This window comes from Thermostichus sp. OS-CIW-29 (assembly GCF_054058195.1).
The window spans coordinates 1-13,348 of the sequence record NZ_JBSSAB010000004.1; the positions used below are offsets into that span (position 1 = coordinate 1).

Consider the following 13,348-nt stretch of genomic DNA (forward strand, 5'->3'; position numbering starts at 1 on the left):
TAGCATGGAGCAGATAGTGAAGACTTCTTTACTACTGATCAATCCATCCTCCTTCCGAAGTTGGTTTGCTAAGTGCTGCTATTGTACCCCTTGAGCCCTTAACAGGCTGTAAGCCAAGGTTTATTACAATAATTGTAAATTGCCTCGGCACAGAAGCGTCCTGAACAGCAATTGGACTGGAGTACACTGCAGCAAGACAGGTCGATAAAAACTAAAGTCAAGTCCGATAGTGACGAGGAGTGAGAGAGCGATGAAGAAAAAAGCAGTTACAACTCTCTCTTGTGGCCTTGAGTCTAGGAGCGGCCTGTCTGGGGCTGACCGGCTGCGGTGACGGCGGAAGCGGTGGGACGACAGTGCCTACACCTACACCGACTCCAACTCCGACACCTACACCGACACTCACACCGACCCCAACTCCAACACCCACCCCAACCCCGACACCTACGCCCACACCGGGTGCCCCGACTTTTACCAAGGCATTTAGCCCCACCTCGGTAGCTGCCGGCCCTACTGCCAAAACAACTCTGACCTACACGATCACCAACACAGCCGCTCTGCCGCTGACGGGTCTAGCCTTTTCCGATCCCCTGCCTGCCGGCTTGATCGTTGCCACTCCCAACAACCTCAACAACGGCTGTGGCGGGACGCTGGCAGCTGCACCAGGAGCAACTTCCATCTTGCTGGTCAACGGCTCATTGGCAGCCAACGCTAGCTGCACCATCAGCCTGGATCTTCAGGTTACAGCCACGACAGCGGGATCCCTGACCAGCCCCGCGGTAACCCTGAGCAGCAACCAAGCGCCTAATGCCACCGCTGCGGCTATCAACTTAACGGTAACGGTGCCAGCTCCCACCTTTACCATGGCCTTTGCTCCCAACCCGCTTGGCCCAATCGGCCCAGCTCCCGTTACCGGGAATGGAACTCTGACGTTTACAATAACCAACAACGCTGCCATTCCATTGACGGGCTTGGCCTTTAACCACACCTTGCCGGGAGCGCCGCCTTTAACCGTAGGGCCTGGTGCACCTCCTCCCTTACCTGCTTCCTGTGGTGCTGGAGCTACCCTCACAGCGTCGGTGGGTGGGAACACCATTCAATTCACCGGAGGACAAGTGGCTGTCGGCGCAACCTGCACAGTGACCATCCCTGTCCAAACGGGACCTCTGACCTCACCCGGCACCTACACCTACCCCAACTCCCCAGTAACATTGACCAACGCTCAGGCCGCCCCTGCCACAGCAGGACCGGTAACCTGGACGGTTGTGGTGAATTAGTCCTTCAAAAGCAGCTCGGCAATTTGAACGGCGTTGAGGGCTGCTCCTTTGCGGATCTGATCCCCGCACAGCCACAGCTCCAGGGCCTTGGGCTCGGAGATGTCCTGGCGGATGCGGCCCACCGCCACTTCATCCTTGCCGGCCACGTCGATGGGCATGGGAAAGCGGTTCTGCTGCCAATCTTCAATGAGCACCACCCCAGGGGCCTGGGCCAGGATTTGCCGGGCTTTTTCCACAGGGAAGGGCTGTTCAAACTCCAGGTTGAGGGCCTCGGCGTGGGTACGCAGCACCGGCACCCGCACACAGGTAGCTGTCAGCCGCAGGTTGGGGGATCCCATAATCTTGCGGGATTCGTTGACCATTTTCATCTCTTCCTGGCAGTAGCCGTTCTCTTGCAGGGGGCTGTTGTGGAGGAAGAGGTTGAAGGCAATAGGGTAAGGGAACACCTGGGGCTGCAACGGCTGCCCCTGGAGGTAGGCGCGGGTTTGCTCCTCTAGCTCCACCATGGCGCGGGCCCCGGCCCCACTGGCCGATTGATAGGTGGCGGCCACCACGCGGCGCAGGGGGATGTGGCGATGCAGGGGGTAGATGGCCACGCACATTAGGATGGTGGTGCAGTTGGGATTAGCAATGATCCCTTGGTGACGGAAGGCTTCCTGGGGGTTGACCTCCGGCACCACTAGCGGAACATTGGGATCCAGGCGAAAGGCGCTGGAGTTGTCCACCATCACCGCCCCCGCATCCACAATGGTTTTGGCCCAGGTTTTGGAGACACCGGCTCCGGCAGAGGCCAGCACCAGATCCATGCCTCGAAAGGCCGCTTCTGAAACCGGCTCAACCGGGATCCGTTCCCCCTTGAAGGTCAAATAAGTGCCCGCAGAGCGGGGCGAGGCCAAAAGCTTGAGGTCGGCTACAGGAAAGTGGCGCTCTTCCAATAGCGTCAGCAGCTCCGTCCCTACTGCTCCTGTGGCCCCCAAGATGGCTACTCGTTGTTGCCGTGCCATGCTTTCTTGTCCTTAGGTTTTCCTAATTCTAGGGTTCCAGAGGTGGCTGTAATCGAGGCCAAAGCAGCCTGCACCTCTGCCAGCTCGACTTGATCGGTCAGCTCGGCCTGGCCGATGCGGCGGGGCAGAACGAAGCGAATCCGCCCCTGTTTGACTTTCTTGTCGGCCTGCATTGCCTGCAGCACTGCCTCCCAAGGGATCCCGGCAGGCCAGTGGCTGGGCAGCCCTGCCCTCTCGATCAGGTGCCGCTGCCGTTCGGCTTCAGCAGCGCTCCACCACCCCAGGCGGCGGGCGATCTCCCCGGCAGCTACCATGCCGATGGCGACAGCTTCTCCGTGCAGATAGCGGCGGTAGCCGGTGGCAGCTTCTAGGGCATGGCCGAGGGTGTGGCCGTAGTTGAGGATGGCCCGCAGGCCCGCTTCTTTCTCGTCCTGCTGCACCACCCAGGCTTTGCACTCGGCACAGCGGCGCAGCAGGTAGTGCAAGTCTGCGGGAGTAAAGTCGGTATAGCGGCTCAGTTGGGGTCGATCTTCCAAAAACTCAAATAGGTCGGCAGCCTGAATCACGCCGTATTTGATCACTTCCGCTAGGGCTGAGGTAAACTCCCGCTGGGGCAGAGTCTGCAATAGCGTTGGATCAATCCACACCAGGCGCGGCTGATAAAACGCCCCAATGAGGTTTTTCCCGCCAGGATGGTTGACGCCGGTCTTGCCACCAATGGCCGCATCCACCATGGCCAAAAGTGAGGTGGGCACCTGCACAAAAGGGATCCCGCGCAGCCAGGTGGCGGCAGCAAACCCCACCATGTCGCCAATGACCCCCCCTCCTAGCGCCACCAAGGTGGAGGAGCGCTCCAGGCCAAAGGCTAGGGCGGCGTCGTAGATCTTGGCCATCGAGCGCAGGGTTTTGTAGCGTTCGCCGGCAGGCAATAGGCAGAGGTGGGCGGCAAACCCCGCTTGTTGCAGCCCCTGCAGCAACTTCTCGGCAAAGTGTTTGGCAATGCCGGGATGGCTCACCACCAGAGCCTTGCCGGAAAGCCCTCTAGCTCGCATTTGGGATCCCAGCTGGATGAGGCTGTGGCCAGGGGGGCCTTCGGCAGACTGGAGGAGAATATCGTAGGAGCTGTGGGGAAGCTTGACAGGGATCAGATAGGGATCCATGCGTGTCGGTCCTGGGGGGCGGGATCCAGTGTGGCATGTTCTGCTCCCGTCTGCCTGCTGCAGGCACTGTCCTTGGGAGTTTGAAAGCCCAGGGGATCCTGCTAGGGGTTGGGGTCAACTGGCTGCGGCTCCGACTGGGGAGTGAGGGTTTCCAAATCCGGCAGAGCTGTTCCCGCCGGCGAGGCCGAGTCTTCCTGGGCCAAGTCCTGCAGGGCGGCTTGGGCCGGCTGAAATTGGGGATCCAGCTCCAGACAGCGCCGCAAGCTGGCCTGGGCGGCTGCTCGCTGGCCGGCCCGCAGTTGAATCAGCCCCAGGGTGTGCCAAAAGGCGGGCCGCTGCGGATCCAGGTGCGTGGCCTGTTGGGCGTCTGCCAGAGCAGGTTCCAGCTTCCCCAGTTTCAAGGCTTCCCAGGCGCGGTTGTTGAGGGCCACAGCATCTTCTGGGGTGAGCTGCAAAACCCGCGAGTAGGCTTGCACAGCTTGTTCGGGATCCCTCAGCTCGCTGTAGATCAACCCCAGGGCAAACCAGCCCCAGGGATCCCGTTCGTTGAGGTGGATCATCTGCTGGCAGGCGGCACGGGCTTCTTCCAGCCGGCCCAGGCGCCGCAGGCCGGTGATCTGGCCAAACCAGCAGGCAGAACTGCCGGGACGCTGCTGCACCAAGCGCTGGAAATGCCGTAGGCTGGCCTCATATTGCCCCAGCTCCTGCTGAGCTACCGCCAAGGCATAGCGGGCTGGAAAGTGCTCCGGCTTGATCTTGAGGGCTTCCTCGAAGTGGATACAGGCTTCTTTCAGGTAGCCCAATTTCTGGAAGGCCACACCGCGGGCGTACCAGCTTTTGTAGTTGTCGGCATCGTAGCGCAGAGCGCGTTCTAGGGCCTTGCTGGCCAGCCGATACTGCCCCAAGCGCAGCAGGGCCACCCCCAAGTTGTGCAGGGTTATGGGATCCCGGCGACGCAGCCGCAGCGAGCGCTTGTAACACTCGACAGCCGAGCGCAGCCGGTGGCAGTGGAAGAGGGCATTGCCTTGGTAGCGCCAAACCCGCGCACTTCTGGGGTTGAGCTTCAAAACCCGCGCAAAACTAGCCGCTGCCGAGCTGGGCCGACGCAGCCGCCGCAGCACGATCCCACGGGCCAGCCAGGTGCGGGGCTGCTTGGGGTTGTGGCGCAGCGCTTTGTTCAGGCTGTTCAGGGCCAGCTTCGACCGCTTCAGTTGCAGCAGGCGGATGCCGCGGTTATGCCAGGCCAGAGCATCTTCCGGGTTGCTCTCCAGCACCTTGTCGTAGTTAACCACCGCCGACTTGTACTGCCCCAGGCGCCCCAGAATCAGGGCCAGGCGCAGCCGGGTTTCTTCGTCGTAGGGGTTGATGCTCAGGGATCCGTTGTAGCTGTCCACCGCCTCGCGGTAGCGGGCCAGCTGCACCAGCACATCCCCACGGCGGCTCCAAGCCAGGGCGAAGTTGGGATCCATGTTCAGAGCCCGGTCGTAGGCGGCCAGGGCTTCCGTCAGGTTGCCGCGGCGACGCCAGTCTTCCCCCCGCTCGAATTGGATGTCGGCACTGTTCCACTGAAACAGCCGCTGAATGAACTGCAAAATGGCGATCTGACGCGCTCCTTCTTCTGGCGTGGCGGAGGGGGTTTCGCCTGTGGCAATGCGCAGGATGGCCATCTGGATGGCCCGCAAAAAGGCCTGAAATCCCCGCACCTCTTCATCTTCCAGGGACTCTTTCCCCTCACGGCGGCGGTATTGCAGCCGGAACCGCTGCAGATCCCCGGGGGCAGGGAAGCTGGGATCCAAAAAGTGCATTAGCTCCAAGGCGCGGTACTCAAACAGCACCGGATCCTCTTCTGAGCCAGTAAAATCCAGCAGGGGCGCCTCTTCCAGGGGGCGGGGTAGCTCAGTGGGGGTGTGCAGCAGCGTCAGCAGGCGCTGGTTTTGTCGTGCCGGGGCATGGGGAAACCCGCTGTACAGCTCATCCCTTGGCCAGGGATCGGCAACAAACTCTGGAGAGGCCACCACTCCCACCCAGCGGCATTGTTCGATGGCCAGTTGCAGCTCCAGCTTGCGGTTATCCCCCGGCTGCAGCATCCAGCGGTCAAACCAGACTTTGAAACCCTCGCGATCCAGCCGCTCCGCCAGTTGACGCGCCCACCGGGCTTGCTCTCGGTGGTAGTGCAAGAAAAGGTCGAACTTGTAATGCTCTGAAGACATGAACGCCCGCTCGCTGCTCTTCTCCAGCTTATCTTTGCGTTATCGCTGCGCGATGCTTTCACAAACGCAAACGCATTTGCTCCCCATCGGGTCTGGGGCAAGGAGCAAACCTGATGCTAGGCAACGCTTCCGCTCGATTGGTTCTGAATGGCGATGATGACCGGACAGCGATAGGCGATAGTTGGTGCAGGGCTTGAAAGGAGGGAGCACGTGCTGGGTGGAGTTTTGGCGATTGCGGCCGCGATTGGCTTGGTGGTCTTGCTGTTGGAAGCGATTCGATATCGCCGCTGGGGATCCGTTCGCCGCTGGCAACCGGCAGTGGGGCTGGGCTTGGTGGCCTTGGCGGCGCTGGGGTGCTGGCTGGGTCAGTTGCCGGATCTGATCCCCCTGGCTTTGTTGTTGGGGGGCCTGGTGGGGGTGGGTTTACTGGGGTTGAGTGGCTGCGGTCGGGCCGGGCAAGGGCTGGTGGTGCTGTTGCTCAGTTTGGCGGCCTGGCAAAGTCTGGCTATCGGCTCCCCCAGTCGCATCGGCATTGCGGAGCAGCATGGAATGCTGTTTCTGTGGGGCTGCGGCCTGGGGATGGGCTTGGTGGGGATCCCTTTGCTGGGGGTCTTGGCCGCAGCGGAAGCCCTGTCGTTGCTGATGGCGCTGGGCCAGGGGTGGAGCGGCATTGCCGCCATAACCTGGGGATCTCGCCTGCTGGAGATGGGATCCCAGCCGGATCTCCCTTGGCAGGTGCTGTTGCCGGTGGGGCTGGCCGCCCTCAGCTTGGTGGCAGGCACTGTGCCGCTCTTGACCGCCTCAGAAGACTCCCCCGGGCTGCTGTCGGCAGTGGGGCATGGGGTGGGGTGGCTGGTGGCGTTGGCGCTGGCCTTGGCCTTGACCCGCAACGGCCTATACCAGGATCCCTTTTGGGCCTTGCTCTACGGGGCAGGGGTGCTGCTCTCGTGGGCCTTGCTTGCCTTGGAAAACCAGACGGGACAGGGGATCCCTGCGCCAGGGGAACCTGCTGGCGTCAGCGGGCCGGAGGCTTCAGCCGGTCGCGTCAGCGTTGCCGAGCAACAAGGACGGCTGCTCTGGCGGGCCTGTGTGGGCCTAACGCTGGTGGGCGGAGGAGCGCTGCTGGCGTTGCGGCTGGGGGGATCCTACGGGGCGGCCCTCTTGGGGCTGGGATGTCTGGCTTTTCCCAGCCGTTGGGGGGCCATGGCCGCTTTGTTTTTGTCGGCCCGCCCTCTGCTGCAAAACCTGTTGCACCAGTTCAACCTGCAGGTTGCCGGGATCGACCTCACCCAACCCTATGTGTCGGCGGCGCTGTACCTGGGAATGGCGGCCATGGCGCTGGCGGCGCTCATTCACTGGCTATACGGGCCAGACAAACCCCTGCAGACGGGGATCGCCCTGACGCTGGCTAGCCTGGCTTTGCCGGTGGGGGTGGGCTACTTCATTCACGCTCAGCCGCAAGCGGCCTTCCTGTTGGGAGCCTTGACCACCGCCTTGATCCTGGCGGCGCTGCAGCCCATCCTCCTGCAGCAGGAGGGAAGAGGGGCGGAATCTCTGGGGATCCGAGGTTTGGGCCTGGCTGTGCTTGCCATTCTGGGATCCAACCTCAGCCGCGATTGGACGGTAACCGGCTTCCATGCCACCCGCTGGGAACGGGCGCTGGTGCTGGCCGGGGTGGTCGGGATCCTGGCGTTGATTCTCCTGCTCTGGCAAGGCTGGAGCCTGTGGCACTCTGGGAGAATGCGCGCCCCCGCCCGCTGATGAAACCTGTTCCCCTGGGCACCCTCGGCACCTGGCAGGGGATCCTCGGCCCGGAACAAACCGCTGAGGCTCTGGGCAACCCCGGTGTGAAGGTGATCGGATCCCCGGCTTTGTTGACGTTGATCGAGCGGTGCAGCCACACCACCTTGCAGCCCTTCTACGAGCCGGAGGAAGCGGCGGTCGGGATCCGCTTTGCCTTGGAACATCGGTCGGCAGCGGTGGCGGGGGATCCCTTGCAGATGCGGGTCGAAGTCGTGGCCGTGGAGGGGAGACGCATTCAGTTTCAGGTGGAGATCACCCAGCAGGAGCGGCTGGTGATGCAGGGATCCTACACCTGCCTGGTGGTCGATTTGCCCCGTTTTCTGGCCCGCTATGGATTGACCGCGGAGGATCCCAGTCGGTGCTCAAGCTGTTCGCGTTAGCGGGACGGAGTCCTTTGGGATTGCTGCTGGCCGTCTTTGTGGGAACTCTCTTGTTCTGGCCTCAACAGCTCATTCTGCGCTACCGCAAACCCTGGCAGGGCCCCCTTGCCTGGATCTGGAAATGGCACGGCTGGGGAGGCTGGGCCGTGCGGGGCAGCCGCCGTGGCTGGGAATGGCGTTGGGGATCCCTGCGCCTTCGCGGCCGTTGGCCGGCGCAGCGGGGAGAACGTTGCTCCCCCAGAGATTGGCCCTACCTGTGGAAGCTGGGCAAGCAGCTCCACATCCAATCTTGGCAAGGAGGGGTGGAAATTGGCTTTGCCGATCCGGCTTTGACGGGGCAATGCTTGGGACTAATCGCCGCTCTACCCCCTCAGTTGGCCCAACACCTGCGCTTGACCTTCGCTCGCATCGGTTGGCACGGATGGGGATCCCTGGTGATCCGGTTGCGCGGCTGGCAGGTGCTGGGGCTGGCCTTGAAACTGGGGTGGCTCGCCCTATCGCGCCATCGGAAGGGATCCCCAGCAAAAATAGCCCATGGGACAGCTGGCGTCAGGAGCAAAGCGCTGGGGGGGGAACTGCAGCGCTGACGCGGTCAGGCCGGCTGCAGCGCCGGGCAGCAATTCAACAGAGGCATGACCTACCCGCCTCCCCCTTCGCCCTGGCCGTTGGTAGGGGTGGGGGCAGGTGCTGCAGGGATAATCGGCGGCACAATGTACTGGCGCAGGCAGCGTCGCTGCAGACAACTGCAAAACCAGATCCAAGCTTTGCAAGCTCCTGTTGTGGCGGCTCCTCGCGCTCTTCTGGCTCTTTCGGCTCCTCCTCCCGCCCTTCATCGGGGGGCAGCTCTTCTCGCCACTCTTCGGGCGGCTCCTCCCGTCGTTGCTAGACGAACTCAGAGGACGATCCCTTTCACGACAATAGAAGAGATCCCGGAGCTGTTCTGCTTAAGACCTAGGGAGTCGGTGTGGCAGAGGGGATGCGCAGCTCCACAGCCGTATCCAGGCGAGAGCGTGGGGGTGGGGCTTCTCCCTGAGCCAGTTCTAGGTACTGGGCCAGCGGGTGATGCTCCTTCCAGCGGGATCCCACCTCAGCAGCCATCTGGGTGACTTGGATTTGATAAAGCTGGGCCAGCTCGGCAGCATTGAGGTTGCTCCGCTCCACCTGATCGCGACTGGCCTCGGCCAGGATATCTACCACAAGGTTGCCTTGCTCATCAAACCGCCACAGTTCCAGGCGGCTGCGGGAACGCAGGCTCAGCTCCGTTGGCGAAGCTGGTCGAGTGAGGACATCGACGCGGGCGATGACGATGGCTTCCAGGCCCAGGTAATCGAAAAATTGGCCCACCGCCTCCGGCTTGCGGCGATCCCACTCAAACAGCTCGTAGATGGGCCAGCCCACCTTCTGCAAAATGGGCTGAATGCGACGGTTGTCCAGGGGCACCACCTTCTCGCCGTTGGGGATCAAGCCCAGACGCACCGCCTCTATGGCCAGGCGCTGGCCCAACAGTTGGGTATGCTCCAACCCTCCCACCCCCAAAATGCCAAGGCGACGGCGGGGCTGAGGCCGAATCGGCACCTGCAAAACCACATCCACAGGGGTGGTCAGGCCCGCTTGCAGGAGGATCTCCTGCTCTGCCTTTTCATAGTCGGGGTGCCACACCGTCAACATCCGGCGCCCGGCTGGGGCTTGGTCTAGCTCAAAAGCGCCCCGCTCATCGGTTTGAATCGGCTGATTGGGGTTCTCCATGCCCTCCAACTGCACCTGTGCCCCCGCCACAGGTTGCCCCACGCTGTTGCTCACCTGCCCCACCAGCCGTGCTGTTCCCTGGGGCTGCCCTCTGTTTTGGGAGGGAAACAACGGCGTCAACCGCGGAATGGGGGTGGCCGGAGCCTGAGCCAGCGCTCCTGAAGCCAGTGCCAGCCAGCCGCAGAGGGCCAGACTGCCTGTTCGCGAGAGCGTTGCGTAGCGATAGCTAATCCTGTGCCGGAGAGGATGAAAGAAGAAAAAAGGCATGGCGAAGGTTGCATCCGGTAGTAGCAGTCGGTTCTATTCTGCTCCGCACCCCTGACGCGAACAGGGCAAGATCCTGCTGCAGGGATCCTCACCCCGAAAAGGGGTTGTTGGTTTGCCATTGTTGGACAAACACCGGCACCATGTTGCGCACCTGCAGCCGAAACAGGCCCGCTGCCGCATCTTCAAACATCGGATCCCCGCCCACATCATCCCGCCCATAGGCTTCGTAGTAGCGGGCCCGATCCCCAGGCCGATCCCTCTGCAAGTCCACCACCACCACCACCCCGCGGCTGCGCAACTGGTTGGGGGTGAAATTGGGAATTTCCACCGGCACCGTCGGGGCCACAAAGCGTAAGGCCGTATTCAGCAGAGAGTTGCCCTGGCGGTTGTAGTCCCGCGAGATCTGCATCTGGGTCAAGAGGATATAGCGCAATCCCAGGGCATCCCCGATGGCCTTCAGCTTGGCCAAGTCGGCGGTGTAGCGCTCATCCCGATCCAACAACGTTAGGCCCTGGGTGAGGGGCAGAAGCGGCTCAAACCGAGGATCCGGCCCCAAAGGCCCCTTCAAGAGGATCACCGGTCGCTGGGGCTGCAACTCCTTCAGGGCCATGCTGAGGTGGCGGGCCAGCTCATCCGAGTAAACGGGTTCATCCGGCAAAAGGCCAATGCCCTCCGGCCGGCGGGTCGGTTCCCCGGGCGGCAGACGAATATCCTGAGTGGAGACAAAGCCGGCCCGGACTTCCACCTGGGTGCTGGTCAGCGGAAAACCCGGCACCTCCACATCCACCAAATACAGGCCGGCCGACAGTTCCGGCAGCACGTAAGTGCCGTCGGCAGCAATGCGGACGGTTTGCCTGGGTTGGGTTGGCGTGGCGGCCAAGTGCAAAACCCCGGTCTGAACGGGTTGGCCGGCAATATCCAGCACCCGCCCGGTTACCACACCGCGGTTGCCTGGAGAGGGGACTCCCCCGTTCAGGACCTCTGTCCCGCCGTCGCCAACTTGAGCCTGAATATCCTGCAAACGGCGCAAAGCCGGGATCCCTGCTGCCACCACCCACAGATCCCGCTCCCCCAGCATCACCAGACCCGTCGGCTGTCCCTGCAGCCGCAGCGAGGCCACCAATCGCCCCGTCTGTAAATCCACCAGCTGCAGGCGGTCGCTATCGCGGGAGGTCACGTAAGCCCAACGTCCATCAGGGGAAAGGGCCAGCCGCGTCGGTCGCCAATCCAGGCCAACCCGCTGCAGGGCCTCGCCGCTGCGGCTCAGATCCAGCACTGTTAGATCTTGGCTGCCGGAGTTGAGCACCACCAAGCGTTGCCGTTCCGCATCCAGGGCCATGGCTTCCGGAGTATGACCGCCCCGCCAACGGGCCAACAGCTCCCCATTGTCCGGGTTGACCACCAGCAAGCTGAGGGGATCCTCCCCGGCTAGACCCACAAACAGGGATCCCCGCTGCGCATCATAGGCCAGCGCCAAGGGGGGGCCGGGCATCGGCAAATTGCGGGCTTGCGGCTGCTCTGAGGGATCGCTTTGCGCACCGCTGACGCGCAGGGGAGCAGCCATCACCGCCAAACTCTGGGCAGAGGGCAGGGAGGCGAAAACCCGCCCTGTGGCCGCATCCACGGCAATATCCAAAACCCCTGCCGGCAACCCATAAGCCTGAATCAGCTCCCCCGTCAGCAGATCGAGGGCCACCAGCCCAGGGGCATTGGGGCCAGAGGCGTAGACCACCTGCCGTGCCTCATCCACCCGCACCACACTGGGAGCAAACCCCACCGCCGCCTGCCACAAGGGATCCCCGCTGGCCCCATCCAGCAGGGTCACGGCCTGCTCCTCCAACAGCCCAACCGCAACCCAGCCCCGATCCGGTACCCCATCGATGCGATCGGCAGAGCTGCGCAAGGGCAAAAGCCAATCCCCCTCTGTCCTCAGGCCGTTCCCGTCCGTCGAAAAGTTCTCCACCGCAGAGGAGGAGCCTGCTGCCGGCAAAGGGATCCCTTGCCCCAACACAGGGGATCCCAGCCCCAGCACACCACTCAGCAAAACCAGCCATTGCCACCGCATGGCCTTCTCCACCCCACAGTCGCGCCTACTTTGACTCAGGAGATCCTCGCCCAACCAGCATAGCCAACCCGACTGTCCGCTCGCTGTCAGCAAACCCAAACACATTTTGACAGGTTGCCCAGACGAACATAGAATGGATATTCGCTGGTTTTGTCAGGATCAACCATGAAGGTGCGGCCTTCCGTCCGTCGGATCTGTGAGAAATGCCGAGTCATCCGCCGCCATGGTCGGGTGATGGTGATCTGTTCTTCCAACCCGAAGCACAAGCAGCGGCAGGGCTAGAGGGTCGATGGTGGGTGGGTTCAGCCTGCAACGGGAGACAGAGGCAAAGGCTTCCGACACAACCGAGCAAAACGTTGGCTAGACCTCTCGGTGAGCATGGATCCCAAGACCAGCATCTCCACGGCCACATCCCCCTGAATAAAAATCCCATCTCAGGCAGGCAACTTGGTTTGATTTGATTTCGATAAGGTACCCCTGACTATGGCACGGATTGCGGGAGTTGACATCCCCCGAGAAAAGCGAGTGGAGATTGCCCTCACCTACATTTACGGCATTGGGCTGACCCGCTCCCGCCAAATTTTGGCGAAGACCGGCATCAATCCGGATACTCGTACCCGCGACCTCACCGACGCTGAGGTGGCCGCCCTGCGAACGGTGGTGGAGGGCGAATACCAGGTGGAAGGGGATCTGCGCCGCCAGGAGGCGATGAACATCAAGCGGCTGATCGACATTGGCACCTATCGAGGTCGTCGCCACCGCCTGGGTCTGCCCGTGCGTGGCCAGCGCACCCGCACCAATGCCCGCACCCGCAAGGGGGTCAGGAAAACGGTGGCCGGCAAGAAGAAAGCTCCCGCCAAGAAGTAGTCGCTGGACTTTGCGCGGAAGGCAAAACTCTTCCACCATCCCGAATCCCAACCCCAAACAGTCGATTGCAAGGACACCTGGATCATGGCTCGGCAGCAACGGCGCGGACGTAAAGTCAAAAAGAACATCCCCAATGGGGTGGCCTACATTCAGTCCACCTTCAACAACACCATCGTCACCATCACGGATCCCAACGGCGATGTGGTGTCTTGGGCCTCGGCAGGTTCTACGGGCTTCAAAGGGGCCAAAAAGGGCACTCCCTTCGCCGCCCAAATGGCAGCAGAAAGTGCGGCGCGTCAAGCCATGGAGAACGGCATGCGCCAGATCGAAGTGATGGTGAGCGGGCCGGGAGCCGGTCGAGAAACCGCCATTCGCGCTCTACAGGCAACGGGCTTGGAAATTACCCTTATTCGAGATATCACCCCCATTCCCCACAACGGTTGCCGTCCCCCCAAGCGGCGGCGTGTCTGAAGGATCCCGCGTTGAGGGCCGGTCGAGCGTCTGTAGGAGTTTGCTCCAGAGCTACAGGTCTGCCCAAGCGTGAGATGACCTCGAAGTTTCATCAGTTCTCC

General features: G+C 62.3%; 12 protein-coding genes. 7 read left to right on the forward strand and 5 right to left on the reverse strand.

Features of this window, described 5'->3' with window-relative positions; genetic code table 11:
• Window positions 1-281: 281 nt before the first annotated feature.
• Window positions 282-1,274 (forward strand): DUF7933 domain-containing protein, encoded by a 993-nt coding sequence (locus ACVWZJ_RS02340; RefSeq protein ID WP_457394360.1) that lies wholly within the window; start codon window positions 282-284, stop codon window positions 1,272-1,274.
• On the opposite strand, the gene ACVWZJ_RS02345 is transcribed toward ACVWZJ_RS02340, so the two are convergent.
• The 3 genes from ACVWZJ_RS02345 to ACVWZJ_RS02355 form a co-directional block, all read right to left on the reverse strand.
• Window positions 1,271-2,278, reverse strand: coding sequence for an aspartate-semialdehyde dehydrogenase (locus ACVWZJ_RS02345; protein ID WP_457394363.1), 1,008 nt, complete (start codon window positions 2,276-2,278; stop codon window positions 1,271-1,273). The genes ACVWZJ_RS02340 and ACVWZJ_RS02345 overlap by 4 nt on opposite strands.
• Window positions 2,257-3,438, reverse strand: coding sequence for a 3-dehydroquinate synthase (gene aroB / locus ACVWZJ_RS02350; protein ID WP_457394366.1), 1,182 nt, complete (start codon window positions 3,436-3,438; stop codon window positions 2,257-2,259). Before aroB ends, ACVWZJ_RS02345 begins: the two co-directional genes overlap by 22 nt.
• Window positions 3,439-3,539: 101 nt before the next feature.
• Entirely contained in the window at window positions 3,540-5,648 is a 2,109-nt protein-coding gene (locus tag ACVWZJ_RS02355; protein ID WP_457394369.1) for a tetratricopeptide repeat protein, read from the reverse strand.
• A gap of 225 nt (window positions 5,649-5,873) precedes the next feature.
• Here ACVWZJ_RS02355 and ACVWZJ_RS02360 point away from each other — a divergent pair, with 225 nt between their 5' ends.
• From ACVWZJ_RS02360 to ACVWZJ_RS02370, 3 genes are read left to right on the forward strand one after another with little or no spacing between them, the layout of a single operon-like run.
• A complete protein-coding gene (locus tag ACVWZJ_RS02360) occupies window positions 5,874-7,409 on the forward strand; it encodes a hypothetical protein (protein ID WP_238376718.1) in 1,536 nt (511 codons plus the stop codon).
• Entirely contained in the window at window positions 7,409-7,831 is a 423-nt protein-coding gene (locus ACVWZJ_RS02365; protein WP_011433183.1) for a thioesterase family protein, read from the forward strand. The genes ACVWZJ_RS02360 and ACVWZJ_RS02365 overlap by 1 nt, the downstream gene beginning before the upstream one ends.
• Entirely contained in the window at window positions 7,810-8,418 is a 609-nt protein-coding gene (locus ACVWZJ_RS02370) for a hypothetical protein (protein ID WP_041436487.1), read from the forward strand. Before ACVWZJ_RS02365 ends, ACVWZJ_RS02370 begins: the two co-directional genes overlap by 22 nt.
• A 364-nt stretch (window positions 8,419-8,782) precedes the next feature.
• Here ACVWZJ_RS02370 and ACVWZJ_RS02375 read toward each other — a convergent pair whose 3' ends face one another.
• Both ACVWZJ_RS02375 and ACVWZJ_RS02380 read right to left on the reverse strand, forming a co-directional pair.
• Window positions 8,783-9,844 carry a carboxypeptidase-like regulatory domain-containing protein gene (locus ACVWZJ_RS02375; protein ID WP_011433185.1) on the reverse strand — a complete coding sequence of 354 codons (1,062 nt, stop codon included), beginning with the start codon at window positions 9,842-9,844 and terminating at the stop codon, window positions 8,783-8,785.
• 88 nt (window positions 9,845-9,932) lie between these two features.
• On the reverse strand, window positions 9,933-11,909 hold the full coding sequence (locus ACVWZJ_RS02380) for a carboxypeptidase regulatory-like domain-containing protein (RefSeq protein ID WP_457394374.1): 1,977 nt from the start codon (window positions 11,907-11,909) through the stop codon (window positions 9,933-9,935).
• Window positions 11,910-12,074: 165 nt separating this feature from the next.
• Between ACVWZJ_RS02380 and rpmJ the strand changes: the two genes are divergently transcribed.
• From rpmJ to rpsK, 3 genes are all read left to right on the forward strand, one after another.
• Window positions 12,075-12,191 (forward strand): 50S ribosomal protein L36, encoded by a 117-nt coding sequence (rpmJ, locus tag ACVWZJ_RS02385; protein WP_011433187.1) that lies wholly within the window; start codon window positions 12,075-12,077, stop codon window positions 12,189-12,191.
• Between the two features lie 201 nt (window positions 12,192-12,392).
• Window positions 12,393-12,776: a 30S ribosomal protein S13 gene (gene rpsM, locus ACVWZJ_RS02390; protein WP_011433188.1), complete on the forward strand. Its 384-nt coding sequence runs from the start codon at window positions 12,393-12,395 to the stop codon at window positions 12,774-12,776.
• A gap of 84 nt (window positions 12,777-12,860) precedes the next feature.
• Window positions 12,861-13,247, forward strand: coding sequence for a 30S ribosomal protein S11 (rpsK, locus tag ACVWZJ_RS02395; RefSeq protein WP_011433189.1), 387 nt, complete (start codon window positions 12,861-12,863; stop codon window positions 13,245-13,247).
• Window positions 13,248-13,348: the final 101 nt, after the last annotated feature.